Raw genomic sequence first — 23,955 nt, forward strand, 5'->3', positions numbered from 1 at the left:
GCCACTCACATGACGCAGGACATTCAGGGCGCCGCTCCCGAGGTCAAGGAGCTCAAGAGCCTCGAGCCGCAGCCCGTTTCAGAGAAGAAGCGCCTCTGGCAGTTCTTCTGGCGCACCTGGGCGATCCAGGCCTCCTGGAACTACGAGGGCCAGATGAACCTTGGCTTCCTCTACAGCATCGCCCCCACGCTCGACCGCATCTACGCCGATGAATCTGACCCGGAGATTCTCGAGCGCAAGAAGGAAGCCTACCACCGCCACACCGCCCTCTATAACATCACGCAGCAGCTCAACAGCTTTGTCCTGGGCATCGCCGCGTCCATGGAGGAGGAGTACGGCAGGAACCCCAAGGAGTTCAACCCCGAGGTCATCAACAACCTCAAGGTCTCCCTGATGGGCCCGCTCTCCGGCATCGGCGACTCCCTGCTCGAGGGAACGCTGCGTATCATCTCCTTTGGCCTCGGTGCCTCGCTCGCGGCGCAGGGATCGATTCTCGGCCCCATCCTCGCGCTGCTCATCTCGGGCATTCCCAAGGCGCTCATCACGTGGTTTGGCGGCAAGCTCGGCTACACCCTGGGCACCGACTACGTGAAGCAGCTTCAGGGCGGCATCATGGACAAGGTCATGTACGTCGCAGGCGTCGTGGGCCTGATGACCGTCGGCGCGATGATTGCGACCATGGTCGGCATCACCACCCCGCTGCAGTTCCAGGATGGCGCGCTTGTGCTCCAGGACGTTCTCGACGGCATCTTCCCCTCGATGATTCCGTTTGCGATCGCCATGCTCTTCTACTGGCTGCTCAAGAAGAAGGTCAGCCTGGGCGTGCTGCTCCTCGGCGGCATCGTCGTCAGCCTCATCTGCAGCTTCTTCGGCATCCTCGCGTAGCAAAGACGTTCCTCCTTCTTGGGGCCCCGGCCTTTGCCGGGGCCCTTTTCGCGGCGCGCCCATCCCCCTCGGCGCGAAAAAAAGACGGGCGGCCTCGTTTGGGGCCGCCCGTCTTGCTTGCGCGGGAGCGAGTTTCTTAACGCGCGCTCTCGATCTGCTCGTATGCCGCGCGATAGGCGCGCATGGAGCGCGCGTCGGCTCCCATGGGGTCGGTGAGCGTGAGGGAGTCCGTGCACTCCACGGACAGGACGCCCTGGTATCCGTTGCGCTCAAAGGTCCTGATGTCCTCGGCGATGTCGCGCTCTCCGTCGCCCAGCGCAAGGTGGAGCGAGCGGGGGCCGCAGTCGACAAAGTGGGCGTGAATGACGTCGCCCCCAAACGTGTCGAAGTAGTCCTGGATGGTGTCGCCCGCGTCCACCATGGCGCCGATGTCGAGGCAGACCTTGAGAGCCGGCTCGTCCACCATGTCGAGAAGGACGCGAAGGTTCGCCGCGGAGTTGGCGATGAGGGACTCGGGCTTCCTCAGGGCCTCGATCGCAAGGTTGATGCCCTTCTCGCCTGCGTAGGCGGCGATGCGGCGGAGCATGGCGGCGCTGCGCTCGCGCGCCGTCTCCACGGGCTCGCTGTAGTAGGCCCAGCCGCTCGTCACGAGCACCTGGCTGGCTCCCACTGCGGAGGCAACGTCGACCGCCCTCGTGAAGTAGGCGTAGACGCGCTCCTGAATGGCGGGGTCTTTAGCTGCCATGTTGTGCGGCTTGGGGTTGGTCTGCTCTGGGCAGATGCCCATGATGCGCACGCCGTACTTCTCGGAAAGGGACGTGAGCCGCTCGACGGGGTCGTTTTGACGGTAGTCCATGAAGAAGTGCTGCGGAGCCGTCCAGAGCTCGACGCACGAGTAGCCGAGCTTGCTCACGGAGGAGAAGAACTCCTCGAGCTCATAGAACATGTAGTGGTGGTTCATCGAGGCGATCTCGATGCGTTGCCGAGAAGGCATGGCCCCTCCTAACGTCGTCGGTGGATAGTATTATCATACGTCACAGACGTTATATACAATTAGAGAAATGCAGACGCGTTGGAGACTCGGTTGAGCCAATGCCCGCGAACGGTAGGAATGCGGCCGCAGGCGGTTTAACTCAAGAATCTCTAGACCATGATGTATATAACGTCTATGATGACAGTAACAGATACGAAGAGCTGACAGATTGGAGGAGCGATGAACCAGATTGTTCTTGCATCGCACGGCGGCCTCGCCGATGGGGCCCGCGACACCCTGGACATGATCGTCGGAGACGTCTCCAACGTCCACACGATCTCTCTCGCCCGTGACGATAAGGACCAGATCGAGGACCGCGCGCTTGCCCTCATCGACTCCTTCGATCCCTCGGACGCCGTCTACGTCCTTACGGATATGCTGGGGAGCAGCGTCAACAACCAGATGGTCTCCCTGCAGGCAAAGCGTCCCGAGGTCACCGTCATCTCCGGCATGAACCTGCCCCTGATCCTCGAGATCGCCCTTTCCGAAGAGCCGCTGTCCGAGGCGGCCCTCGCCGAGGTCATCGAGCAGAGCAGGGCGGGAATCCAGAACATTGCCGCGCTCATGAGGGCGACGGCGCAGCAGGAAGAGGAGGACGACCTATGATCAAGCTCGTGAGGCTGGACTATCGCCTCATCCACGGCCAGATTCTGGCGGCGTGGGTGAATCACCTGAGCGCCCAGCGCATCATCCTGGTGGACGACGCCGCCGCGAACGACGAGATGAAGTCCGCGACGCTCAAGCTCGCCAAGCCCGCAGGTATTCGCCTGAACATCTTCACCGTCGAGAAGACCATTGCCAAGATGCCCAAGATCCTCGAGCTCAACGAGAACATCATGATGGTCTTTGGCACCACCGCGGCACTCGTCGCAGTCTGCAAGGCGTGCCCGGCGATTCGCGAGGTTCAGTATGGCGCGACCTTCAACAAGGACGGTTCGAAGCAGGTCGACGAGAGCGTCTTCCTCGACGAGTCCGAGCAGGCCGACACCCGCGAGCTCCTGGCGATGGGCGTGAAGATCTACAGCCAGCAGACCCCGTCCAAGCGCAAGCTCGACATCACAGCGGTTTAGCGCCAAGGCCAACCCAACAGCGTCTCCATCGCGTCAAGAGCCGTTATAAGCGCACGGCTGGCGGAGCTGTGCGCAAAAAACGAGAGAAAGGGAAGAACATGTACGAGATCGACCTCAACCAGCCCAAGCAGATCGTCGCCGACGTCCTGGCCAACCACCAGATCGACTCCGTTGCCTTCGTCGGCTGCGGCGCCTCGATGTCCGAGCTCTACCCGGCCAAGTACTTCCTCGCCAACAACACCAAGACGCTCAACGTCCAGATCTTCACGGCCAACGAGTTCAACTACGATACGCCCGCCTGGCTCGGCCCCAACACCTTCGTGATCACCTGCTCGCTCGGCGGCGGCACCCCCGAGACCGTCGAGGCCAACAAGGTCGCCAAGGCCGCCGGCGCCCCCGTCGTGGCCATCACCCACGCCGCCGGCTCCGCGCTCACCAAGGGCGTCGACCACGTGATCGTCCACGGCTTCGAGGCCAACTACGCCGCCAAGACCGAGAAGATGGGCTACGCCATCGCCGTCGCGCTGGAGATCCTGCAGCAGGTCGAGGGCTATGACCACTACGACGAGATGGTCCAGGGCTTCGCGCACGTCTTCGAGTGCGCCGAGAACGCCGCCCAGTCCGTGGGCAAGGTCGCCGAGGCCTGGGCCCAGGAGCACAAGGACGACGACTGCATCCACTTCCTCGCCTCCGGCGCGAGCGAGAAGGTCGCCTACTCCACCTCCATGTTCCTCATGATGGAGATGCAGTGGATCAACTCCGGCAACTTCAACTCCGGCGAGTTCTTCCACGGCCCCTTCGAGCTCACGGACGACAAGCACAACTTCGTGCTGTTCATGGCCGACGGCGCCACCCGCAAGATGGACGCCCGCGCCCTCACTTTCCTGCAGCGCTTCAACGCGCGCTACGTCGTCATCGACGCCAAGGACTTCGGCCTGTCCGGTGCGGTGCCCGCCTCTGTGGCCACCTACTTCAACCCGATCGTCCACACCGCGGTCATGCGCGTCTTCGCCGAGCACCTCGCCGCCGCCCGCCAGCACCCGCTGACCAAGCGTCGCTACATGTGGAAGCTCGAGTACTAGTCTTCGCACGCCGCTTGGCTCTGCGGCCGGCAGCTTGATGAGGGGCGGGCGTGCGAGCGCCTGCCCCTCTTGGCGTATCGGCCAGATAACGCGCACGGCGTGCAGTCTGCCAAAAAAACCAACTGGGCGTATAGGAAATCAAAACAAACCGTGCGCGTTAATCGTGTGATCTCAGGAAAAGGAAGGGGAAAAGGACGTGATCAAGGCGGCTCTCTTTGATATGGACGGCGTGCTGGCGTTTACCGAGGGGTTCTACACCAACAGGAGGCTCGCCTACCTTGCCGAGCACGGCATCGTCTTTGACGAGGTGCCCGATTGGACGGGGTCCAACGACAACGAGGTCTGGGAGTCGAGCGTCCCCGATCCGGAGCGGCGAGAGCGCTTGCGCGCCGGGTACAAGGTCTACGCGGACGAGCATCCGACCCCTTGGCACGAGCTTGCCAACGATCAGGCCCATCTCACGCTCTCCCTCCTGAGCGGCATGGGCGTAAAGGTCGGGATTTGCTCCTCGTCGTGGCGGACGCTCATCGAGGAGCTCGTCGACCAGCTTGAGCTGAGGGGCTTCGTCGACTTCATCATCAGCGGCGCGGAGTGCCTCGAGTACAAGCCCGAGCCCGATATCTATCTGACCGCGATGGAGCGCCTCGGCGTGCGTCCCGAGCAGACGGTAGTGGTTGAGGACTCCCCCATTGGCATCAAGGCGGGAAAGGCTGCCGGAGCCTTCGTATGCGCGCTGCGGCAGCCTGCCGGGGTGTCGCTTGAGCAGGGAGCCGCCGACCTGGTTGTCGACGAGCTCGTCGAGGTGGCGGAGCTCGTCCGCAGCGCAAACGGGCTCGCGCGCCTGGGGGCTTAGTCTGCGGTCTCGCGGCAAAGTATCGGTCATAAGAAGTCGTATGGCATATTATAGATGTCGACGTTTTAAGATACCCTACGGGGAACCGAGGGAGCAGGGATGAACGGAACCAACTCCACACCGCTGTACCAGCAGATCTACGAGGACATAAAGAGCCTCATCAAGTCAGGCACCTATAAGGCGGGCGACAGGATTCCGTCGGAGTCTGAGCTCAGCCAGGAGTATTCCGTGAGCCGCATCACGGTTCGCCGCGCGATCGAGGACCTTTGCGCTGACGGCTATCTGAGCAAGAGGCAGGGCAGGGGGACGTTCGTCGGCGCCTCTCGTCTCTACCGAAGGCTCTCCCAGTCGCGCGAGGTGAGGTCCTTCTCGTCCATGTGCGCGGAGATCGGAGCTCGGCAGGGGGCGAAGCTGCTCGATCGCCAGATTGTGCCGGCGCGGCCTGCGGAGCTCGAGTTCTTCTCCCTGGAGGAGGGGGCGCTCCTGCTCTATATTCACCGCACCCGCACTGCCGACGACGTTCCGGTGCTCGATGAGAACGTCTTCATCCCCTATGACTGGGCGCGCGACCTCTTTACGATGCCGCTTGAGAACCGCTCCATCTTCGACGCCATCTACGAGGTGATGGGGCGACGTCCGGCGACGAGCACGGTCTGGACCATCAGCGCCGTCCGCGCGACGACCGAGCAGTCCGCGAATCTGGCCATCTCGGCGGGAGACCCCCTCATTCACTCGGCGAACTACTACGTTGATGCCGAGGGCGCGCCCGTCTGCATCGGCAGGGACTACTTTGTCGGCAGTAGGTACGAGCTGAGCCTGTAGCGTCATGTGCGCTGTCGCCGCGGGTCGTGTGGCAGCCTTAGGCGCGCTGCAATCAGCCGAGAAGAACCCGGCGTCTGTCAATTGGCGCGACCTGCGGGCGGAGGCTCTTCTCGGCATCCGGCCGCAGGTCAGCCCGGGGTCGCATGCGCCTAGGCGCTCAGCGGCTCCCCGTACTCCCTGTACATGGCGGCGGAGGTGACGACCCACTGCTTGCCGAACTTCCTCGCGTCGACGCCGGCGACGATCTTTCCGTATGAGACCGCCTTACGAAGTGTGGATTCTCTGAGTCCCCAGAGGTCGCTCGCGTCGGCGAACGACATTAGCCCGTCGAACTCCGTCGTTATGGACTCGCCGTGCTCCCAGATTTCGTCGCAGGAGAGGTCGAGGTCATCATTCCATGAGATGCCGTATCCACCGGTGTCGACCTCGACGTCCTCGAACAGGTGCCCCCTCTTGAGCTCTTGGAAGGCGGCGAATCTCTCGGTGAGCGGCGTCGCATCGTAGAGCTTGGTCGTCCCGTTGGCAAACAGTACGCGCAGGCGGAGGCCGGGAAGGGGCGTCACGTCCTTGATTTTGTGAAACATAGGCGTGCTCCAATCCCTCGATTTACCACAGAATATCACGATACCGTGACATAATCAGGGGGTTCTTTTCGGGCGATGTGATTCGGGCACACAAGGGCAGCGTTGTTCCCAAAATTAGTGGGTGCTCTTTGTCGATATGCCAATTGGGGACTGTCCCCAATTGGCACCGACCACGAGCTGGCGTACGTCTGCAACTCGCGTACGTCTGTACTTTAAGTGCCGAAGCCGCAGGGCGAGAAGAACGGGCGATTCGTCTACCTGCGCAAACGCGAGACCCCCACTCCGGCCGCGCGATTAAAGTACAGACATACGCGAGTTCGGTGGACGGGGCGGGGACGGGGCAGTGGCGCGGTCGAACCACGCTGGCCCCCTCGCGCTACAATCGGGCGAGAAGAACCTGCCCTGCAGCAGAAGGAGCCGCGCATGTCCCAGATCGCAGACCGCGTCGACGCCGAGAACGCCGCGCGTCCGGGCGCGCCGACCACGCACCCCGAGTTCGACCGCCTCGTCCGCACGATGTGGCGCCTGCGCCAGCCCGACGGCTGTCCGTGGGACCGCGAGCAGACGCACCGCTCCATCACCAAGAACATGGTCGAGGAGGCCTACGAGGCCGTGGAGGCCATCGAGGCGGGGGACGACGCCCACCTCGTCGAGGAGCTCGGCGACGTCCTGGAGCAGGTGGTGCTCCACGCCCAGATTGCCGCCGACGAGGGGCGCTTCACGATCGACGACGTGGTGCGCGGCCTCAACGAGAAGCTTGTCCGTCGCCACCCCCACGTCTTTGGCGAGCACGCCGCGGCGGGCGACGGCGGCGAGGTCCAGGACATCTGGGACGAGGTCAAGGCCGCCGAGCGCGCGGCCTCGGGCGCAGGGGAGCGCTCGTACGGCCTTCTCGACAGCGTGCCCGCGAGCCTTCCCGCCCTCATGCAGTGCCAGAAGATCTCGAAGCGCGCCGCGAAGGCGGGGTTCGAGTGGGAGGACGTCGACGGCGTGTGGGCCAAGGTCGCTGAGGAGCGCGCCGAGTTCGAGCGCGAGCAGCCCGGCTCCCCCGAGCGCGCCGCCGAGTTTGGCGACCTGCTCTTCGCCCTCGTGAACGTGGCGCGCTGGGAGGGAGTCGACGCCGAGGAGGCGCTCGCCCACGCCAACCGCAAGTTCAGGAGGCGCTGGCGCGCGATGGAGGAGGCCGCCTCCCGGGACGGCGCCGAGCTCGGGTCCCTCTCGACCGAGCGCCTCAACGAGCTCTGGGACCGTGCAAAGGAAGAGGAGCCTCGCTGAAGAGGCGCCGCGGCCGTCGGCCGTCTGGTATAACGGGAGATGAGCGGCCATCGGCCGCCGCCCCTGCCGGAATCCAGCGAGAAACGAACCCGTGGCATGAGCGAGAGAACCATAGTGACCCCCGCACGGGGGAGGGAGGGCCGGCCTCGCCCCGAGCGGGCCGCCTCGTCGCGCCGCCGGCCCGCGGCGACCGGAGGTGCGACGCCCCGCCGCCCACGGGCGACCGAGGCGGCCGCCCGCGGCGCGCGAACCGCGACGGAGAGGCTCGCGGGGGCAGTTAGCTGGGCGATGGGTGCCCGCAGGCTGCTCGTCTGCGTGGGCGTCGCGCTCGTCGTGCTCGTCGCGCTCTATGGTCCCGCGCGCGACCTCTACTGCGCGTGGAGGCTCCAGGATGGCAAGCAGGAGACGCTCGACGGCCTCAACCAGAGCATCGACGAGTACCAGCAGGACATCGACCGCCTCCAGACCCGCGAGGGCATCGAGGACGAGGCCCGCAAGCGCGGGTACGTGAGCGAGGGCGAGACCGGCGTCATCGCCGAGGGGCTCCCCGAGGACCAGGAGGCCGAGGAGGCGCCCGCGGAGCTCCCGTGGTACCTTGCGGTGGGTGACTTCGTCTTTCAGTACAAGGAGCAGTGATGCCGCATGCCGCGCGTTGCCTGCATTGACATCGGGACCGTGACCGCCCGTCTGGCCGTCGCGGACGTCGAGGGCGGGCGCGTGCTGCGCCTCGCCAAGCACTCCGAGATCTGCAACCTCGGGGAGGGGGTCGACGCCACCGGGCGCCTTGCGCAGGGGGCCATGGAGCGGGTGTTCGCCTGCGTGCAGGGGTACGTCGAGTCCGCTCGCGAGGCCGGGGCCGTGGCGGCCTGCTGCACCATGACGAGCGCCGCACGCGACGCCGAGAACTCGTGGGAGCTGGGCGCGGCCCTCGACTCCCTCGGTCTCGACCCGCTCGTGATTCCCGGCGAGGTCGAGGGTGCCCTGACGTTTCTGGGGGTCGCGCGCGACTTCCCCGGCACGCGGATCCTCGTCGCGGACAACGGGGGAGGCTCGACGGAGCTCGCCCTCGGGTCGCTGCTTCCCGACGGCCGCCTCGACCTGAGCTTCGTTCGCTCCGTCGACGTAGGGTGCCGCCGCCTCACCGAGAAGTACCTCTCGTCGGCCGCCCCTCCTGCGGCGGCCGACCTCGGCGCCGCGCACGACTTCGCGGCGGCGCCCTTCGCCGAGGCGGTCGAGGCGGGCGGCCTCGCCGCGGCGGGCACGCGCGGCGCGACCGACGGCGCCCCGGAGCGACTCGTGGTGTGTGGCGGCACGGTGACGAGCCTCGTCGCCATCAGCCTCGCCCTCGAGCCGTACGACTCCTCGCGCGTCCACCTTGCGTCGCTCACGCGCTCTCAGGTCGACGAGCTCGAGGCGCGCCTCGCGTCGATGGGGGTCGAGGAGCGCGCGGCGCTTCCGGGCCTCCAGGCCAAGCGCGCCCCCGTCATCCTGGGCGGGGCGGTCGCCATTTCCGAGCTCATGCGCCAGACCGGCTTCGAGCGCCTGCAGGCGAGCGAGTCCGACCTGCTCTTCGGGCTTGCCACGACCGCCGCGGCGGCGCTCACGGGCGAGGACTCCCCCGTGACGTGGAAGCCGACGATGCGCCCGCTGCGCTAGGATGTTTCTGTCGCGCGTGGGGGCGTGGCGGAATTGGCATACGCAGGAGACTTAAAATCTTCGGCCGAAAGGATTGTGGGTTCGAGTCCCACCGCCCCTACCATGCGCGCCTCGGAGCTGCGGGCCCGTCTGGTATACTCGACTGCGTCACACGCGTCCCCATCGTCTAGTGGCCTAGGACATCGCCCTTTCAAGGCGACGACACGGGTTCGACTCCCGTTGGGGGCACCAACGCTCGACCGTGCGAACCCGTGAGGGGATCACCCTCGCGGGTTCGTCTGTGTGGACGGCGCGTGTCACGGGCGATGGTGCGGCTCCACGCCCGTCGCGGCGGGCGGCGCGGCCCCCGTTGCGACCCCGCGACCCGCCACGTTCTGGGAAGGGCCCGTTTTTTCCAAAACCCCCGGCGATTGGGTATCGATCTTGATGTTCGGCGGCCCCGCGAGGCCCGGGAAGCCTTCCGAGGCGCTCAGATCGTCAAGCATTGCGGATGATTGGGTGCTCGGTGGGGGCCAGGGGCGAGAAGGACGGCGATGCCGGTACCCAATCATTGCGGCATCCTGACAAATCCGGGCCTCCGGCCGACGCCCGGGGCGCCGAGTACCCAAAGAGGGCCCGTGCTGACATGTGGGCGGCTGCCGGCTACCCAACGGCGTCGATTCCGTGCACCCCCGCAGGCCTCGGGGGCGCCGCGGGCCTCGGGGGCGCCGTCCCGCACCCGCGCCCGCAACCCCACGCGCCGTGTGCGGCGCGACCCGCTACCAGTCCAGCCCGCGCCCCTGCGCGAAGCGGGCGGCGGACGCCACGAGCCACTCCTGGTCCTGGCACCAGGGTATGAGGTCGGGGGTGTCGGCGATGATGGGCTCCGCCTCCCGAACGGCAAAGGTGCACTCGTCGAAGCTGCGGACGGGGGCGTCGGGGCGGTCGGGCAGATAGGGCTCGACGAGGGTTGGCCGCAGCAGCGCGTAGGCCCCGCCCTCGCAGAGCTCGTCGTAGCCGCGCAGGGCCCTGCGCGCCGCGTTCATCCGGTCGAGCTTGAAGAGCAGGATGACGCGCGCGAGGTGCGACCAGGCGTCCTCTCGGTGCGAGAAGCGCGCGTCGAGCTCGTTGAGGCCGGCCTCGTCCTCGAGCCTGGCGCAGGCGAGCGCGAGGGTGTGACGTGCGCCGGGCTCGTCGTTGGGCGCCGCGTCGATGACCGAGCCCGCGCAGGCCCGGGCCATTCGGGCGTGCGCGCCGTCGAGGCATGCCCGTGCGATGGCCGCGCGCAGGCGCAGGCGCGGACGGGAGAGGACGTCTGCCCAGGCGTCGCCCGTTGGGAGCTCCCGATCGGCGGCCTCACGCTCGAGGTCGAGCAGGCGCTCGAGGAGCGGGTCGGGGTCGAGGTCGAGCGCGAGCGCCTCGATCAGGCGCGCGTCGAGGCACCCCCCGTCGATCGATGCCGCCTGCGCGCAGCTCGCCGCGAGCGCGGCGAGTCGCTTGCCGCGCTCGCGCTGGTACGCGTCATCGTCGAGGAGGTCGTCGTCGCGCAGGCTCGCCCGATAGGCATCGAGCGCGCGAGCCACCTCGAGCAGGGCCTGCTCGGCGGGGTCGTCGACAAAGGCCCGCGGGTCGGCCCTCACGGCTATGAGCAGCTCCCTGTAGGCGTCGGCAGAGAGCGGGCCGATCTTCTCGTTTCGGCGCATGGCGCACCGCTCCACCAGCTCGTCCCAGGCGTTCACGGGCGCTGCACCCCCTCCTGCCGGGAGACCCTGGCGGCCTCGCGGGCGGCGTCCGGGCTGATGCGGGAGACCTCGCCGGCCACCCACGAGCCGAGCGCCCCCCGCCCCGCGCGGTCGTTGCCCTCCTGTAGAAGTACGATGCCCTCGCTGATGGCGAGGATGAGCTCGTCCTCGGAGCCGGCGGACACGCGCAGGCGCGCGAACTCCCCGTCGGGCAGCTCCGCCTGCCGGATGAGCGCGAGGGCTCCCGACGGGTAGGCGTCGAGGAGCCGGGCGAGCCCCCTGCGCGCAGCTCCGAGGTCGAGGCGCCTGTGGGCGAGGGCGACCTTGGCGAGGAGCAGCCACGCGTCGTCGGGGCCTCGCAGCGGCGAGATGAGTGCGTAGCGCCGCTCGAGCGCCGCGAGCCCGGGCTCGTCCTCGAGCTTGGCGAGGGCGTAGGCAAGGGTGAAGCGCACGTCGGAGGTGTCGCGCGGGTCGCTCGAAAGGAGCGCCTCGGCCGCCTCGGCGGCGGCGTGGTTGTGACCGCAGATCAGGGCCTCCTCGGCGAGGGAGGCCATCCAGCGCCAGTAGGGGCGCATCGCGATGTCCGCCGCCAGGGCCCTCCGCTCGCCGTCGAAGGACGCCGCCTGCTCCGCGCGCGCCCGTTCGCAGGAGGCGCGCACCTGGTCGGCGCCATCCGCGAGAAAGCGGTAGCGCGCCTCGAGCGAGGGGGTCTCGGACGAGGAGAGCATGCGCCGCGCGTCGTGGCAGGAGGGGTCGAGGGAGAGCGCCTCGCCGAGTAGGTCGCGCCCGCGGCGGATGAGGTCCTGGGCCTGCTCGTCGGAGGCGAACGGAAGCTGGTAGTCGATGGCCTCGGTGGCGAGCACCACGAGGTGGAAGGCACGGTCCGCGTCGGTCTGCGGAAGCCCGTCGCGGTCCTGCGCGAATCGCCGCGCGAAGCCAGCGTAGGCTCGCGTGGCCGCGCCCGGGTCGCCGGCGTCGAGCTCCCGGGCGAACCGCAGGCTCAGCCGCTGGTAGTCCTCTCGCTGTGGGTTGTGGGCCATCGATGCTCCTCTCCGTTCCCTAATGGTAGCAAGTGCGTCCCTCGCGGGCCCCGCAAAACTGGGCGCCCCTCGGCCGGCGCCTCTCCCGCACGGGAGCGCCGCCCGCCGCGCCGCCTCCGGAAAACAGCGATTGTTGCGGGGGCGTTTCTGCTATGCTGTGTCCGACTTGAGTCATGGAGTTTTGATGGCCCAGGAGAGGTACTTCTCGTTCGGTAAAAACGAGGGGGATGCCCTCGTTTGCAATCCGTCGCGGGGGCGACGGCAAAGGAATTGGAGGAGTGTTATGGGACGTTTCACCAACCCGCGTGACCTGTACTTCGGCGAGGGCGCCCGCCACGAGGTCAAGAACCTCAAGGGCGAGCGCGCCATCATCGTCACCGGCGGCGGCTCCATGCGCCGCGGCGGCTTCCTGCAGGACGTCGAGTCCGACCTCAAGGCCGCCGGCTTCGAGGTCTCCATCTTCGAGGGCGTCGAGTCCGACCCGTCCGTCGAGACCGTGATGCGCGGCGCCAAGGCGATGGAGGAGTTCCAGCCCGACTGGATCGTCGCCATCGGCGGCGGCTCCCCCATTGACGCCGCCAAGGCCATGTGGCTCTTCTACGAGTACCCCGACGAGACCTTCGAGCAGGCCATCGTCCCGTTCTCCTTCCCCGAGCTGCGCACCAAGGCCAAGTTCTGCGCCATCGCCTCCACCTCCGGCACGGCCACCGAGGTCACGGCCTTCTCCGTCATCACCGACTACGAGAAGGGCATCAAGTACCCGCTCGCCGACTTCAACATCACGCCCGACGTCGCCATCGTCGACCCCGAGCTCACCTACACCATGCCGCAGAAGCTCTGCGCCCACACCGGCATGGACGCTCTGACCCACGCCATCGAGGCCTACGTCTCCACCGCGGGCTCCATGTTCACCGACGCCAACGCGCTCCACGCCATCCGCGAGATCGTCGAGTGGCTGCCCAAGTCCTACACCGGTGACAAGGAGGCCCGTCAGCACATGCACGAGGCCCAGTGCATCGCCGGCATCGCCTTCTCCTCGGGCCTTCTGGGCATCGTGCACTCCATGGCGCACAAGACCGGCGCCGCCTTCACCGGCGACCACATCATCCACGGCTGCGCCAACGCCATGTACCTCGGCAAGGTCATCCAGTTCAACGCCAAGGACGAGCGTGCCAAGAGCCGCTACGCCTACATCGCCAAGGAGGTTCTGCACCTCGCCGGCGAGACCGAGGACGAGCTCGTTGCCTCCCTCGTGCAGGAGATCCGCGACCTCAACGACAAGCTGGACATCCCGCAGGGCATCAAGAACTACGGCAAGGGCGGCGTGAAGGCCGACGAGTCCATCATCGACTACGCCGAGTTCGAGGAGAAGAAGTCCCGCATCGCCGTCGACGCCATCGGCGACGCCTGCACCGGCTCCAACCCGCGCCAGCCCACGCCCGAGGAGATGGAGAAGCTCCTCGAGTGCGTGTACAACGACGTCGACGTCGACTTCTAGTCCGCGCCCGCTAGAGCGCAGACAGGGCCGGGACCCTAGGGTCCCGGCCCTTCTTCGTGGCGCGCGAGTCTCGTGCGGGCCCCTGCGCGGGCCGCTAGGGAACGAGCTGGATCTTCTCTGCACCCTCCCGGCTCGTCTCGCGATAGAGGACGAACTTGCGGCCGATGACCTGCACGATCTCCGCGCGGCAGCGCTGCGCGAGCTCCTCGGCGGCCTCGCGCACGTCGAGGTTGGAGGTGTCGAGCACGGAGCACTTGATGAGCTCGTGCGCCTCGAGCGCCTTGTCCGCCTGGTCGACGGTGCCCTCGTTGACGTCCGCCTTGCCGATGATGACGACGGAGTCGAGATGGTGGGCCAGGCTGCGGAGCTGCCTGATCTGCTTGCCCTTGAGCGTCATGCGCGTCCTTCCTTCCGGGCGGTGGTCCGCCCCGTTTGTCCGAGTGGCACTCCACGATACCCAAAGCGCGCCGCCCGTCGGCGCTGGCGTCGGCGTCTCCCAAGAATGCGCAACACGGGCGCGCCCGCGCTCGCTAGAATTGGTCGCGGAAAACCGACGACGGGAGGGTGCTGGCCAGATGACGGAAGAGAAGAACGGTGCGGTCGCCTTCTTTGACGTGGACGGGACGCTGGTGTGGCATGACCCCGAGCGGCTCCGGAGGGGCGAGAACCTCTCTGAGGACGCCCCGACCGCAGCGGTCTACGAGGCGTTTCGTCGCATGCGTGACGCGGGGCACCTCACCTTTGTGTGCACCGGCAGGCCGACGTCGCTCATCCCGGAGGCGATTCGCGCGCTCGAGCCCACGGGCCTCATCGCGGCGGCGGGCGCGTACGTCCGGGTGGGCGATGATGTCGTCCGCGACGAGCGCATTCCCGCGGAGCTCGCCCTCGAGGTGGCTCGCCGCTGCGAGGAGGCGGGCGTCGACGTCAACCTCGAGAGCAACGAGCGCAGCGTCGAGCTCCTGCCCTCCGGCAAGCCCGCGCACTTCCCGAGCTCGCTGCTGCTGCGCCGCGCCGACGAGCTCGCCGAGGTGCTGGGCGAGATGTCCTTCTCGAAGTTCTGCGTGAACGGTTACGGGCTCGACGACCTCGCCCCGCTCCTTCCGTTCCTGCGCGAGCACTTCACGGTCGCTGACCTGCAGGGAGGGACCTTCGAGTTCTCCCTGTGCGGCGTGGACAAGGGCACGGGGATCGAGGCGGCGCTCGCGCACCTCGGTCACGGCCGCGACCGCACGTTTGCCTTCGGCGACTCGGAGAACGACCTTCCCATGCTCGACGCCGTCGAGACCTTCGTGGCAATGGGCAATGCGCTCCCGGCCGTCCTCGAGCGGGCCGACTACGTTACCCTCTCGGCGGAGGACGACGGCGTGCCCGCGGCGCTCGAGCGCTTCGGGCTCATCTAGGCGCCGCCCTCAGTACTCAGGCGGCTCGGTCCAGCTGAAGCTCTCGCGCACGGCCGCCTGAAAGGCGTCGGCACATGCCGCGCCGGGAGATCCCAGCAGCACGAGCAGGGTCCTTCTCGCCCGCGCATAGCCCCGGGCCACGGCCCGTCCGATCTCCGCGACGTCGTCCACGACCTCGACGACGAAGTCTCCGAAGTCGCTCCGGGCCGCCTCGACGGCTCGTCGGCGGTCCGTGGCCTCGGCGCTCTCCTCAATGAGCGCGCAGACGTGGTGCTCGGGCGGGAAGAGCAGCTCGCCATGACCCGTGACCCCCGTGCGCAGGAGGCCGTCGCGCACCTCCTCCATGGGGGTGCCCAGGAGCTCGAGCGCCGCGATGGCGGCGAGCGCGGGCCCCACATTGAAGGCGCCCGGCAGGGGGAGGGCAACCGACTCGACCCACGTGGGCGTGTGGGCGACAAACTGCAGGTAGCCATACCCGGAAATCACGCGCGACGCCCCCACGTCGGCGAGGAAGCTCCTCGACGAGAAGCTGAGGCCGCGCTCGCCCGCGCGCACGGTGCCCGACCCGCCCTCCCCGAGGACGCAGGTCAGCTGCGCGCCATCGGGCGCCGCCGCCCCGCTCGGGGGCTCGACGATGACATGGGAGAGCCCCGCGGACTCGGCCTGGGCGAGGTGCTCGCCCAGGCGCCCGAGCTCGGCCTCGGCGGAGGCGCCGCGCCGCCACTCGACCCCGTCGTAGAGCTCGCGCGCCCCGACGATGCCCACGCGCTCGTAGGGCGCCCGTCCCTCGAGGGCGCAGCGCAGGGCGGTCGAGATGACCGCGCGGTCGTGGTCGCCCGCGAGGACGCAGATGACGGTGGGGGACGCCATCTCAGGCCGTTGCGCCCGGTGTCCCCGTGACGGCAGCCGAACGTGCGTCGTGGGCCTCGACGCCGCGCCGGGCGAGCTCGCAGTCGGAGGCGCAGGGGACGAACCCCTCGCGGGTGTGCTGGTAGGTCTCGTGCCCCTTCGCGAGCAGCAGCACCACGCTGCGCCTGCCCTCGGCCAGCTCGAAGGCCCGTCGCGCGGCGGCCTCTCGGTCGATCACGACCTCGTGTGGGAAGCCCGCGGGCAGCGCGCGCTCCATCTCGCGGCAGATGTCGAGCGGGTCCTCGGTCCACGGGTCGTCGGAGGTGAGGACGACGTAGTCGGAGAAGCGCGCCGCGATCTCGGGGAGGTCCCGGCGTCGCTCGGGGGCCTTGCCCCCCACGGCCCCGAAGACCGAGATCACCTGTGCGCCGGAGAAGGCACCCGAGACGGCGGAGAGCAGCGACTCGAAGGCGAGGCGGTTGTGCGCGTAGTCAACGATGGCGGTGAGCTGCCGGTCGCGCGAGCGGTAGAACTCCATGCGGCCCGGGACGCGCGCGGCGGCGAGGCCGGCGACGATGTCGTCGGGCCCGATGCCGAGCAGGTGGGCGGCGAGCGCTGCGGCGAGCGCGTTGGAGACGCTGAAGTCTCCCGGGAAGGGGAGGGAGACGGCGCGCTCCCAGCCGTCGAGGTGCAGCGTGAAGGAGACGCCCTCCTCGGACGCCGCGAGGCCGTCGGCCCAGGCATCCGCCTCGGGGCGGCCTATGCCGAAGGTGAGCGCGCGTCGCGCGCGGGACGCCTCAGCGAGGACGCGGTCGACGTGGTCGGAGTCCAGGTTCACCACTGCCGTCTCGCACTGCGAGAAGATCTTGAGCTTGGAGGCAAAGTAGTCCTCGAAGTCCGCGTGCTCGACGGGTGAGATGTGGTCGAGCCCGATGTTGAGGAAGCAGGCGACGTCGAGCCCGACCCCGTAGGTGCGGTCGTACTTGAGCGCCTGGCTCGAGACCTCCATGACCAGGGCGGAGAGGCGCGAGTCGCGGGCGCTCGCGAGGTGTCGCCACAGGTCGGGCGCCTCGGGCGTGGTGTTTCTCGACGGCTCGTCCGCCGTGCCGTCGTAGGTCTCCACCGTTCCGATCATGCCGCAGGAGCGCTCCCCGCGCGCCGCGTCAACGATGGCGCGCAGCATGTAGGCGGTGGTCGTCTTGCCCTTGGTGCCGGTGATGCCGACGATGGGCAGGTCCCGGTCGGGGTGGCCGAAGGCCTCCGCCGACACGAGCGCCATGGCCCGCCTGAGCTCGGTGGTCGCGAGGGCGGGCACGCCCGGGGCGGCCTGTGCGAGCTCGTCCGAGCGCGCCGCGTCGCAGAGGTAGGCTGACGCCCCGGACGCGACGGCACCGGCGAGGAACTCCGGGCGGAAGGCGGCCCCCTTGCAGACGAAGAGGTCCCCGGGCCGGACGGAGCGCGAGTCGCAGGAGGCCCCCGAGACGGCGACGTCGGCGCCCGGGGTGACGGATGCGAGGATGCCCGCGTCGTCGAGGGTGCGCGCGAGCGCTGTGAGCGTAGTCGTTTCCATGCCCCCAGTATAGGCCGCGCGGGAGCGGTCCGTCGCGGGCCGTATGGTAAACTTCATGCGTCCGGGCGATTGGCGCAGCGGCTAGCGCAGGTGCCTTACACGCACAAGGTCGGCGGTTCGAACCCGTCATCGCCCACCAGCCCACACCTGGCCCCCGCACGCACGTGGCGGGGGCCTCTTTGCAGGGAGGTCCCATGGCAGACGCCGCCCTCGTGCGCTCGCTCGGCCGCGCGGCCGGCGAGATGCGACCCGTCACGCTCACCCCCGGGGTGATGAAGAACGCCGACGGCTCGTGCCTCGCCGAGTTCGGCGACACGCGCGTGCTCTGCTCCGCCACGATCGAGCAGGGGGTTCCCGCCTGGCGCAAGGGGACGCACGCGGGATGGGTGACGGCGGAGTACGCCATGCTGCCCGCGGCGACCTCGCGCCGCACCCCGCGGGAGTACCGCGGCCGCAAGGGGCGCTCCATGGAGATCGAGCGCCTCATAGGGCGCAGCCTGCGTGCCGTCACGCGCCTCGATCGCCTGGGGGAGGTCACGATTACCCTCGACTGCGACGTGATCCAGGCCGACGGCGGCACGCGGACCGCGTCGGTGACGGGGGCCTGGGTGGCGCTCCACGGCGCGCTCTGGACGCTCGTCGAGCGCGGCCAGCTGCCGCGCCTGCCGCTCACGGGCCAGGTGGCGGCGGTGTCGGCGGGCTTTGTGGACGGACGGGCCCTGCTCGACCTCGACTACCCCGAGGACAGCCGGGCCGAGGTCGACCTCAACCTCGTGTGCACGGGCGACGGCCGCATCGTCGAGGTCCAGGGGACCGGCGAGCGCTCCACGCTCGATCGCTCCCAGCTCGACGAGCTTCTCGACCTGGGTCAGGCGGGCATCGCCCATCTGGTCGAGCTGCAGTCCGCCGCGACCGGGTACCGGCGGTAGGATTCCGATCCCGCCACGGAGCGTCCCGGCGCGCGGCCGCAGGTGGCGCGCGCGGCCGTTTTGGGTGAAAATTGCCACGCACGAAGGCGAGCTTTGCGTCGCGGGGCCTGGTGCCACGGGCCCCTTTGCGCGCGGACGGGAGGGTCGGCACATGGCCAAGATCAACATCAGCGAGCTCGATCCAAAGAGGACCGTGGTCGTGGCGACGGGCAACGCGCACAAGGTCGTGGAGATCGAGGCGATTCTTTCCCCCGCCATGCCGGGGGTGCGCTTTGTCGCCCTCGGAGAGCTCGGCGACTATCCCGACCCCGTCGAGGACGGGAGCACCTTCGCTGACAACGCCCTGATCAAGGCTCGTGCCGCACAGGCCGAGACGGGCCTCTCCATGGCGGTCGCCGACGACTCGGGGCTCGTCGTGGACGCGCTCGACGGCGCGCCCGGGATCTTCTCGGCCCGCTGGGCGGGGGAGCACGGCAACGACGCCGCCAACAACGAGAAGCTCATGCGCGAGATGGCGGAGGTCCCCGGCGACCGGCGCACGGCGCGCTTCCACTCGTCGGTGGTACTCGTGCGCGGCGACGAGGTCCTGTGCGGCGACGGTGACTGCGAGGGGACGGTGGGACGCGAGCCGCGCGGTGAGCACGGCTTCGGCTACGATCCGCTGTTCCTCCCGAGCGAGACCCCGGGCAGGACCATGGCCGAGCTCACGCTGGACGAGAAGAACCAGATCTCGCACCGCTTCCACGCCCTGGAGGACCTCGCGCGCAAGCTGTAGCCGCCCCTGGCCGCGGAGCATGCCCGTCCCGCGCCGTTTTTCTGCCGCTCGCCCGAAATCGTTGCGTTACACGTTGGAAATGGTGCAAGATTGGGAGCTGTCCGGGACGGCGTGCCCCGGGTCGCCGTGGACGGGCAGGGGCCTCGACGCGGCGAGTCCTTCTCATAGGTTTTGGCGGCCTCGCCCTGGTGGTCGCAGTCACATTGGCCGCGGCCGATGGGGCCGCACGACGGGCGCAGGTCCCGTCGGTCTATGGAAAGGATGCATCATGAGGATCGTTCGCGCCAAGGACTACGAGGACATGAGCCGCAAGGCCGGCGACATCATCGCCGCCCAGGTCATCACCAAGCCCGACTGCGTGCTCGGACTCGCCACCGGCTCCACGCCCATCGGCGCCTACAAGCGCCTCGTTGAGGGCTACGAGGCCGGGGACCTCGACTTCTCCCAGGTCAAGACCTACAACCTCGACGAGTATCGCGGCCTGCCCGGCGATCACGACCAGAGCTACCGCTACTTCATGAACACGAACCTCTTCGACCACGTGAACATCGACAAGGCCAACACGCACGTGCCTGACGGCCTGGCCGAGGACTACGAGGCCGCCTGCGCCGCCTACGACGAGGCCGTCGCCGCCGCCGGCAACCAGGACCTGCAGCTCCTGGGCATCGGCAACAACGGTCACATCGGCTTCAACGAGCCGGGCGACGCCTTCGTCAGGGGCACCCACTGCGTCGACCTGACCGAGTCGACCATCCAGGCGAACAGCCGCCTGTTCGACAGCATCGACGACGTCCCGCGTCAGGCCTTCACCATGGGCATCGGCACGATCATGGCCGCCAGGACGATCCTCGTGATGGCAAACGGCGAGGTCAAGGCCCAGGCCGTCCACGACATGATCTACGGCCCGATCACCCCCGCCTGCCAGGCGTCCATCCTGCAGCTGCACCCCAACGTCGTGCTCGTGGCCGACGAGGCGGCGCTCTCCCTCTGCTAGCAGGGGTCGCGGCGCTGCCGCAATGATGTGACAGGGGGACGGAGGGGTGACAAACCCCCCGTCCCCCTGTCGCGTCTAGAGGACCGTGATCCCCTTGGGGTAGCTGTTGAGGACCTCGCAGCCGTCGTCGGTGACGATGACCAGGTCCTCGATGCGCACCCCCATGTCCCCGGGCAGGTAGATGCCCGGCTCGATCGAGAAGCACTGCCCCGGCCGGACCGGCTCGTCATGGGTTGCGCTCACGTCGCCGGGCTCGTGGTCGACGAGGCCGATCTGATGGCCCAGGCGGTGCGTGAAGGCGGCGCCCCATCCGGCGTCCTCGATGACGCGCCGCGCGGCGAGGTCGATCTGGGCAAACGTCACACCCGGCCTCACGAGCTCCTCTGCCGCCTCGTTGGCCCTGCGCACGGCGTCGTAGACGGCGCGCTGGTGCTCGGTGGGCTGGGCGGTGAAGAAGGTGCGCGTCATGTCCGAGCAGTACCAGTCCCGTCGGCACCCCACGTCGAACAGGACCATGTCCCCCCGTGCGAGCGGAGTGTCGTCCGGCTCGTGGTGCGGGTCCGCGGCGTGGTCGCCGAAGCTCACGATGGGGGTGAAGGAGTGCCCCTCCGCGCCGAGCCGACGATACTCACCGAGCAGCCCGTCGGCGATCTGCCGCTCGGTCACGCCCTCGCGCACCTGGTCGACGAGCCACGCCATGGCCAGGTCGTTCGTGGCGGACGCGGCGCGCATGAGCTCGCGCTCGCGGGCGTCCTTGATCGAGCGGGCGTCGTCCACGGCACCGGACGCCAGGACGAACGAGCTCGCCGCCCCGGCCTCCATGAGCGGGACGAGCCAGCGGGCGGGGAGCTCCTTGTCGACGCCGAGCGGCAGCGATCGGTCCGTGCGCTCGGCGACGAGCTCGACGGGGTCGTCCGTGTCCGAGAAGCTCACGACGTGCGCCCCGCAGGAGCCGGGGTCGGGGAAGAGCTGGTTTGCGAAGAGGGTGGGCTCGCCCTCGACGCCCACGAGCAGCCCGAGGAAGCGCTCGTAGGGCTCGGTGTGGTAGCCGCAGAGCCACCAGATGGAGAGCGGGTCGACGATCAGGGCCTGCCTGATGCCCCTGCTCGCAAGGTTCGTCCTGACTCGTGCAAGGCGCTGCTCGTCCATGTGGCCTCCTGGGGGTCGGTTTCGCATGCTGCGGGCAGTGTAGCACCGCGTGCCGCGCGCCTTGCGGGGCCCGCGTGGTCTTATCATGACCGCAATCATTTTCTGGTGCGTTTGCGTGGTCGAGCAATATAATGGAGTTTCCCGCTTTCTGGACATTCTCGCCCATGCGGCGTGTGGAGGTTCATATGGAGAACGACATTCCTCCCGTCAACCGGGTCGATGAGATTCGCGAGGTGCTTCGAGGCCTTGAGGGCAAGCGTCTCAAGGTGAGGGCCAACATGGGTCGCTCGAGGATCGTCGAGCGCAGCGGCACCCTTGTGCACGCGCATCCCTCCCTGTTCATCGTCGAGGTCGAGGAGCGTCGCGGGCGCACGGCGCGCCAGTCCTACCAGTACGTCGACGTGCTTACCGGTACGGTCGAGCTCTTTGACATCGAGACCGGCGAGCGCCTCTTCGACTTCGTCGAGGCTCCCGCGGAGTAGCCGGCGCATGGAGACGGTCGTCTCGACCCCCTGCAAGGTCAACGTCCACCTCGGCGTCCACGCGCAGCGCGACGAGCGCGGGTATCACCGCGTCGACTCGGCGATGCTGCCCGTGGCCCTATGCGACGTCGTGCGCGTGGAGGATGCCGACGAGCTCTCCGTGTCCTTCTCGCCCTCCCTGGGGGTTCCCGTTGATCGGACCGGCGTCTGGCGCGCCGCGACGCTTTTTGCCGACGCTCTCGGCCGCGCGCCGCGCGTGAGGGTCTCCGTCGAGGCACGCATTCCCGAGAGCGCGGGGCTCGGCGGATCCTCCGCCGACGCCGGGGCGACGCTTCGGGCGCTCGCGCTCCGCTGGGGCGTGAGTCCGCTCGACCCGCGCGTCCTCGCCGTCGCGCGTCGCGTGGGGGCCGACGTCGCCTTCTTCTTGGACCCGCGGCCCTCGCTCTTTGCCGGAGCGGGGGACGTTCGCGTGCGCTCCTTCCCTGACCTCGAGCTTCCGCTCGCCCTCGTCATGCCCCGCGCCGAGGGGGGCTCGACCGTCGAGGCCTACGCCGAGTTCGACCGCTCCGGGACGCCCCCGGTCGACGCGGGCCCGATCTGCGACGCGCTGGCCTCGCACGACGCGGCGGAGATCGCGGCGCGGCTCCACAACAACCTTGCCCCCGCGGCCCGCGCGCTCTGCCCGGAGGCCGGCGTCGTCGAGAGGTGGCTGCGCGATCTGCCCGGGGTGCTCGGGGCGCAGATCACGGGGTCGGGGACCTGCTCGTTCGCCATCTGCGAGAGCCAGGGGGCCGCCGACGACGTGGCGAGGCGGGCGGCCGAGTTCGGCTGGCGCGCGTGGTCGACAAAAACTGTTGGACTTGCCGGGGAAGTCTGCTAAAATACTCCCTCGCTACGGGTTGTGGCTCAGCTTGGTAGAGCGCTCGGTTCGGGACCGAGAGGTCGCTGGTTCGAATCCAGTCAACCCGACCATGATCGCACGGGGTCGAGGGCAGGCGCTCTCGGCCCCTTTTCATATGAGCTGAACATTGCCAAGAGAGAGGCGAAGCCGGCCCGCCCCCTCCGGAGCTGACGAGGGCGGTGGGCCCACCTGTCTTCGCCCGCGTGCGGCGCCGCCCGGCCGAGCTGCCGGTCGGCCGGGCTGCCGGTCGACCGAGCTGCCGGGTGGCCGAGCATGCCATATCGTCCAGACTGCCATATGACACAGAACGGGGTCCCGGAGGGGGCGGAACCGTGCCTCTAGGCATGCTCGGACCGCCCCCGCGTCGCGCCAGCGGGCCTTGCGCCCCCGGTCGGCGGCACGGCAGGCAGACGCCCTGCCCGCGGGGCCGCCATGGTGGGAGGGCCCTACGTTCAGCTCACATCGTTTTTCGTGCCGCTGCCCCCGTCGCGCAGCTAGCCCTCGCGCCTGACGGTTGCCAGCATGTGGCGCGGCACCGCGTGGAGGGCGCAGCTGCCGATCACGGTCCCGGCCGCCCGCTTGGCCTCGCTGCTCGCGTTGCTCGTCGCGTAGGCGTGGTCAAAGCGCTCGAGCATGGCGAGGTCATTGCCGCCGTCGCCGTAGACCGCAACCTCGTCCTCGGCGATGCCGAGGTGGTCCGCCAGCCAGGCGAGCGACTCCCCCTTGTTGACGCTCACCTCGGTGAGCTCGAACAGGTCGCCGTCGAACGAGGCGTTGACGAGCGCCCCGGCGTGCTCGCGGACGAATGCGTCGACCTCGGCCTTGAGCCCGGCGTCGAGCGCCCTGCAGTTGACCTTGCAGACCTGGTGCCCCAGAACCTGAGCGTCGGTCTGGTCAAAGGCGAAGGAGTCGTTGCGGACTCGCGCCCTGCGGGCGACGAGCCGTCCCAGGATGCCCGCGGGCGCGACGTAGCTGGCCTCCTGCTGGTCGCGAGAGCCGCGCACGAAGGTCCCCTCGGGGGCGATGCAGACGAAGCACGCCGTCGGAAAGGCCCCCAGCAGCTCCTCGAGGACCGCGGGGTCGATGGCGACGCTTCGGATCAGCCTGCCCCCGGGAGCATAGACGAACGCGCCGTTGGCGCTCACCACCTCGAGGGGGAGGTCGCCGAAGCCGAGCTCGGCGGCGGTGCTCGACCATCGGCCGGTGGCCAGGGCGACGTGACGCCCGGCGTCGACCACGCGGCGCAGGCGACGCGTGATGCCGCGGTCAGTCTCGTGCAGCGGGTTGTAGAGCGTTCCGTCGAGGTCGCTCGCAAAGAGCCTGATCAGGGTCCCCACCTCCGATGCCGTCTTCGCTAGGAAGTATAGCCTCACGCGCCTATCATGGG

25 protein-coding genes and 4 tRNA genes are annotated in these 23,955 nt (G+C 68.6%); 20 read left to right on the forward strand and 9 right to left on the reverse strand.

Going from position 1 to position 23,955, the window contains the following annotated elements:
* Window positions 1–9: 9 nt before the first annotated feature.
* Window positions 10–885: a PTS system mannose/fructose/sorbose family transporter subunit IID gene (locus BQ7106_RS07980; protein WP_072373980.1), complete on the forward strand. Its 876-nt coding sequence runs from the start codon at window positions 10–12 to the stop codon at window positions 883–885.
* Window positions 886–1,021: 136 nt separating this feature from the next.
* Here BQ7106_RS07980 and BQ7106_RS07985 read toward each other — a convergent pair whose 3' ends face one another.
* The gene (locus BQ7106_RS07985) at window positions 1,022–1,879 is read right to left on the reverse strand and encodes a sugar phosphate isomerase/epimerase family protein (protein ID WP_072373983.1); all 858 of its coding nucleotides are present in this window, start codon (window positions 1,877–1,879) and stop codon (window positions 1,022–1,024) included.
* A 219-nt stretch (window positions 1,880–2,098) separates the two neighbouring features.
* Between BQ7106_RS07985 and BQ7106_RS11315 the strand changes: the two genes are divergently transcribed.
* From BQ7106_RS11315 to BQ7106_RS08010, 5 genes are all read left to right on the forward strand, one after another.
* The gene (locus BQ7106_RS11315; RefSeq protein WP_072373988.1) at window positions 2,099–2,524 is read left to right on the forward strand and encodes a PTS sugar transporter subunit IIA; all 426 of its coding nucleotides are present in this window, start codon (window positions 2,099–2,101) and stop codon (window positions 2,522–2,524) included.
* A complete protein-coding gene (locus BQ7106_RS11320; protein WP_072373991.1) occupies window positions 2,521–2,988 on the forward strand; it encodes a PTS sugar transporter subunit IIB in 468 nt (155 codons plus the stop codon). The genes BQ7106_RS11315 and BQ7106_RS11320 overlap by 4 nt, the downstream gene beginning before the upstream one ends.
* A 98-nt stretch (window positions 2,989–3,086) precedes the next feature.
* On the forward strand, window positions 3,087–4,070 hold the full coding sequence (locus BQ7106_RS08000) for an SIS domain-containing protein (RefSeq protein ID WP_072373994.1): 984 nt from the start codon (window positions 3,087–3,089) through the stop codon (window positions 4,068–4,070).
* Window positions 4,071–4,266: 196 nt separating this feature from the next.
* On the forward strand, window positions 4,267–4,923 hold the full coding sequence (locus BQ7106_RS08005; RefSeq protein ID WP_072373997.1) for an HAD family hydrolase: 657 nt from the start codon (window positions 4,267–4,269) through the stop codon (window positions 4,921–4,923).
* 99 nt (window positions 4,924–5,022) lie between these two features.
* The gene (locus tag BQ7106_RS08010; protein ID WP_072374000.1) at window positions 5,023–5,745 is read left to right on the forward strand and encodes a GntR family transcriptional regulator; all 723 of its coding nucleotides are present in this window, start codon (window positions 5,023–5,025) and stop codon (window positions 5,743–5,745) included.
* A 149-nt stretch (window positions 5,746–5,894) separates the two neighbouring features.
* Here the strand turns inward: BQ7106_RS08010 and BQ7106_RS08015 are convergent, their stop codons facing one another.
* Window positions 5,895–6,329, reverse strand: coding sequence for a DUF2442 domain-containing protein (locus tag BQ7106_RS08015; protein ID WP_072374003.1), 435 nt, complete (start codon window positions 6,327–6,329; stop codon window positions 5,895–5,897).
* A 423-nt stretch (window positions 6,330–6,752) separates the two neighbouring features.
* Between BQ7106_RS08015 and mazG the strand changes: the two genes are divergently transcribed.
* From mazG to BQ7106_RS08040, 5 genes are all read left to right on the forward strand, one after another.
* Complete coding sequence (mazG, locus tag BQ7106_RS08020) at window positions 6,753–7,604, forward strand: nucleoside triphosphate pyrophosphohydrolase (RefSeq protein ID WP_072374006.1); 852 nt, start codon at window positions 6,753–6,755, stop codon at window positions 7,602–7,604.
* A 96-nt stretch (window positions 7,605–7,700) separates the two neighbouring features.
* Window positions 7,701–8,240, forward strand: a complete 540-nt coding sequence (locus BQ7106_RS10865) for a hypothetical protein (RefSeq protein ID WP_129583829.1) — start codon at window positions 7,701–7,703, stop codon at window positions 8,238–8,240.
* A 6-nt stretch (window positions 8,241–8,246) separates the two neighbouring features.
* A complete protein-coding gene (locus BQ7106_RS08030; RefSeq protein ID WP_072374012.1) occupies window positions 8,247–9,260 on the forward strand; it encodes a Ppx/GppA phosphatase family protein in 1,014 nt (337 codons plus the stop codon).
* Window positions 9,261–9,278: 18 nt separating this feature from the next.
* Window positions 9,279–9,363, forward strand: a tRNA-Leu gene (locus tag BQ7106_RS08035).
* 52 nt (window positions 9,364–9,415) lie between these two features.
* A tRNA-Glu gene (locus BQ7106_RS08040) sits at window positions 9,416–9,491 on the forward strand.
* A gap of 527 nt (window positions 9,492–10,018) precedes the next feature.
* On the opposite strand, the gene BQ7106_RS08045 is transcribed toward BQ7106_RS08040, so the two are convergent.
* Together BQ7106_RS08045 and BQ7106_RS08050 are read right to left on the reverse strand one after the other, a co-directional pair.
* The gene (locus BQ7106_RS08045; RefSeq protein WP_072374015.1) at window positions 10,019–10,978 is read right to left on the reverse strand and encodes a hypothetical protein; all 960 of its coding nucleotides are present in this window, start codon (window positions 10,976–10,978) and stop codon (window positions 10,019–10,021) included.
* Window positions 10,975–12,021 carry a response regulator receiver protein gene (locus BQ7106_RS08050; protein ID WP_072374019.1) on the reverse strand — a complete coding sequence of 349 codons (1,047 nt, stop codon included), beginning with the start codon at window positions 12,019–12,021 and terminating at the stop codon, window positions 10,975–10,977. The genes BQ7106_RS08045 and BQ7106_RS08050 overlap by 4 nt, the downstream gene beginning before the upstream one ends.
* A 283-nt stretch (window positions 12,022–12,304) precedes the next feature.
* On the opposite strand from BQ7106_RS08050, the gene BQ7106_RS08055 reads away from it, so the two are divergent.
* A complete protein-coding gene (locus tag BQ7106_RS08055) occupies window positions 12,305–13,519 on the forward strand; it encodes an iron-containing alcohol dehydrogenase (RefSeq protein ID WP_072374022.1) in 1,215 nt (404 codons plus the stop codon).
* A 94-nt stretch (window positions 13,520–13,613) separates the two neighbouring features.
* On the opposite strand, the gene yhbY is transcribed toward BQ7106_RS08055, so the two are convergent.
* Window positions 13,614–13,916 (reverse strand): ribosome assembly RNA-binding protein YhbY, encoded by a 303-nt coding sequence (yhbY, locus tag BQ7106_RS08060; protein WP_072374026.1) that lies wholly within the window; start codon window positions 13,914–13,916, stop codon window positions 13,614–13,616.
* A 178-nt stretch (window positions 13,917–14,094) separates the two neighbouring features.
* Between yhbY and BQ7106_RS08065 the strand changes: the two genes are divergently transcribed.
* Window positions 14,095–14,919, forward strand: coding sequence for an HAD family hydrolase (locus BQ7106_RS08065; RefSeq protein WP_072374029.1), 825 nt, complete (start codon window positions 14,095–14,097; stop codon window positions 14,917–14,919).
* Window positions 14,920–14,928: 9 nt separating this feature from the next.
* Here the strand turns inward: BQ7106_RS08065 and BQ7106_RS08070 are convergent, their stop codons facing one another.
* Both BQ7106_RS08070 and BQ7106_RS08075 read right to left on the reverse strand, forming a co-directional pair.
* Entirely contained in the window at window positions 14,929–15,789 is an 861-nt protein-coding gene (locus BQ7106_RS08070; RefSeq protein WP_072374032.1) for a hypothetical protein, read from the reverse strand.
* A 1-nt stretch (window position 15,790) separates the two neighbouring features.
* The gene (locus BQ7106_RS08075) at window positions 15,791–17,338 is read right to left on the reverse strand and encodes a Mur ligase family protein (protein WP_072374035.1); all 1,548 of its coding nucleotides are present in this window, start codon (window positions 17,336–17,338) and stop codon (window positions 15,791–15,793) included.
* Window positions 17,339–17,401: 63 nt separating this feature from the next.
* Here BQ7106_RS08075 and BQ7106_RS08080 point away from each other — a divergent pair.
* The 4 genes from BQ7106_RS08080 (at window position 17,402) to nagB (ending at window position 20,036) form a co-directional block, all read left to right on the forward strand.
* A tRNA-Val gene (locus tag BQ7106_RS08080) sits at window positions 17,402–17,477 on the forward strand.
* A 55-nt stretch (window positions 17,478–17,532) separates the two neighbouring features.
* The gene (rph, locus tag BQ7106_RS08085) at window positions 17,533–18,267 is read left to right on the forward strand and encodes a ribonuclease PH (RefSeq protein ID WP_072374037.1); all 735 of its coding nucleotides are present in this window, start codon (window positions 17,533–17,535) and stop codon (window positions 18,265–18,267) included.
* A 151-nt stretch (window positions 18,268–18,418) separates the two neighbouring features.
* A complete protein-coding gene (rdgB, locus tag BQ7106_RS08090; protein ID WP_072374039.1) occupies window positions 18,419–19,042 on the forward strand; it encodes an RdgB/HAM1 family non-canonical purine NTP pyrophosphatase in 624 nt (207 codons plus the stop codon).
* A 268-nt stretch (window positions 19,043–19,310) separates the two neighbouring features.
* Complete coding sequence (gene nagB / locus BQ7106_RS08095) at window positions 19,311–20,036, forward strand: glucosamine-6-phosphate deaminase (protein WP_072374043.1); 726 nt, start codon at window positions 19,311–19,313, stop codon at window positions 20,034–20,036.
* A 75-nt stretch (window positions 20,037–20,111) separates the two neighbouring features.
* On the opposite strand, the gene BQ7106_RS08100 is transcribed toward nagB, so the two are convergent.
* Window positions 20,112–21,185 (reverse strand): M24 family metallopeptidase, encoded by a 1,074-nt coding sequence (locus BQ7106_RS08100; RefSeq protein WP_072374046.1) that lies wholly within the window; start codon window positions 21,183–21,185, stop codon window positions 20,112–20,114.
* Window positions 21,186–21,370: 185 nt separating this feature from the next.
* On the opposite strand from BQ7106_RS08100, the gene BQ7106_RS08105 reads away from it, so the two are divergent.
* The 3 genes from BQ7106_RS08105 to BQ7106_RS08115 all read left to right on the forward strand — a co-directional run bounded on the left by BQ7106_RS08105 (window position 21,371) and on the right by BQ7106_RS08115 (window position 22,639).
* A complete protein-coding gene (locus BQ7106_RS08105) occupies window positions 21,371–21,667 on the forward strand; it encodes a Veg family protein (protein WP_072374048.1) in 297 nt (98 codons plus the stop codon).
* A gap of 7 nt (window positions 21,668–21,674) precedes the next feature.
* Complete coding sequence (locus BQ7106_RS08110; protein WP_083526976.1) at window positions 21,675–22,547, forward strand: 4-(cytidine 5'-diphospho)-2-C-methyl-D-erythritol kinase; 873 nt, start codon at window positions 21,675–21,677, stop codon at window positions 22,545–22,547.
* Window positions 22,548–22,562: 15 nt separating this feature from the next.
* A tRNA-Pro gene (locus tag BQ7106_RS08115) sits at window positions 22,563–22,639 on the forward strand.
* A gap of 423 nt (window positions 22,640–23,062) precedes the next feature.
* Here BQ7106_RS08115 and BQ7106_RS08120 read toward each other — a convergent pair.
* On the reverse strand, window positions 23,063–23,941 hold the full coding sequence (locus BQ7106_RS08120; protein WP_240307464.1) for an HAD family hydrolase: 879 nt from the start codon (window positions 23,939–23,941) through the stop codon (window positions 23,063–23,065).
* Window positions 23,942–23,955 lie beyond the last annotated feature (14 nt).

Source organism: Thermophilibacter mediterraneus, assembly GCF_900119385.1.
In the GTDB taxonomy this organism is placed as follows: Bacteria; Actinomycetota; Coriobacteriia; order Coriobacteriales; family Atopobiaceae; genus Thermophilibacter; species Thermophilibacter mediterraneus.

Coding starts and splice junctions, on each gene's coding strand:
- BQ7106_RS07980 (WP_072373980.1), top strand. CDS start 10: ATGACGCAGGACATTCAGGGCGCCGCTCCCGAGGTCAAGGAGCTCAAG.
- BQ7106_RS07985 (WP_072373983.1), bottom strand. CDS start 1,879: ATGCCTTCTCGGCAACGCATCGAGATCGCCTCGATGAACCACCACTAC.
- BQ7106_RS11315 (WP_072373988.1), top strand. CDS start 2,099: ATGAACCAGATTGTTCTTGCATCGCACGGCGGCCTCGCCGATGGGGCC.
- BQ7106_RS11320 (WP_072373991.1), top strand. CDS start 2,521: ATGATCAAGCTCGTGAGGCTGGACTATCGCCTCATCCACGGCCAGATT.
- BQ7106_RS08000 (WP_072373994.1), top strand. CDS start 3,087: ATGTACGAGATCGACCTCAACCAGCCCAAGCAGATCGTCGCCGACGTC.
- BQ7106_RS08010 (WP_072374000.1), top strand. CDS start 5,023: ATGAACGGAACCAACTCCACACCGCTGTACCAGCAGATCTACGAGGAC.
- BQ7106_RS08015 (WP_072374003.1), bottom strand. CDS start 6,329: ATGTTTCACAAAATCAAGGACGTGACGCCCCTTCCCGGCCTCCGCCTG.
- mazG (WP_072374006.1), top strand. CDS start 6,753: ATGTCCCAGATCGCAGACCGCGTCGACGCCGAGAACGCCGCGCGTCCG.
- BQ7106_RS10865 (WP_129583829.1), top strand. CDS start 7,701: ATGAGCGAGAGAACCATAGTGACCCCCGCACGGGGGAGGGAGGGCCGG.
- BQ7106_RS08030 (WP_072374012.1), top strand. CDS start 8,247: ATGCCGCGCGTTGCCTGCATTGACATCGGGACCGTGACCGCCCGTCTG.
- BQ7106_RS08050 (WP_072374019.1), bottom strand. CDS start 12,021: ATGGCCCACAACCCACAGCGAGAGGACTACCAGCGGCTGAGCCTGCGG.
- BQ7106_RS08055 (WP_072374022.1), top strand. CDS start 12,305: ATGGGACGTTTCACCAACCCGCGTGACCTGTACTTCGGCGAGGGCGCC.
- yhbY (WP_072374026.1), bottom strand. CDS start 13,916: ATGACGCTCAAGGGCAAGCAGATCAGGCAGCTCCGCAGCCTGGCCCAC.
- BQ7106_RS08065 (WP_072374029.1), top strand. CDS start 14,095: ATGACGGAAGAGAAGAACGGTGCGGTCGCCTTCTTTGACGTGGACGGG.
- BQ7106_RS08070 (WP_072374032.1), bottom strand. CDS start 15,789: ATGGCGTCCCCCACCGTCATCTGCGTCCTCGCGGGCGACCACGACCGC.
- BQ7106_RS08075 (WP_072374035.1), bottom strand. CDS start 17,338: ATGGAAACGACTACGCTCACAGCGCTCGCGCGCACCCTCGACGACGCG.
- rph (WP_072374037.1), top strand. CDS start 17,533: ATGGCAGACGCCGCCCTCGTGCGCTCGCTCGGCCGCGCGGCCGGCGAG.
- rdgB (WP_072374039.1), top strand. CDS start 18,419: ATGGCCAAGATCAACATCAGCGAGCTCGATCCAAAGAGGACCGTGGTC.
- nagB (WP_072374043.1), top strand. CDS start 19,311: ATGAGGATCGTTCGCGCCAAGGACTACGAGGACATGAGCCGCAAGGCC.
- BQ7106_RS08100 (WP_072374046.1), bottom strand. CDS start 21,185: ATGGACGAGCAGCGCCTTGCACGAGTCAGGACGAACCTTGCGAGCAGG.
- BQ7106_RS08105 (WP_072374048.1), top strand. CDS start 21,371: ATGGAGAACGACATTCCTCCCGTCAACCGGGTCGATGAGATTCGCGAG.
- BQ7106_RS08110 (WP_083526976.1), top strand. CDS start 21,675: ATGGAGACGGTCGTCTCGACCCCCTGCAAGGTCAACGTCCACCTCGGC.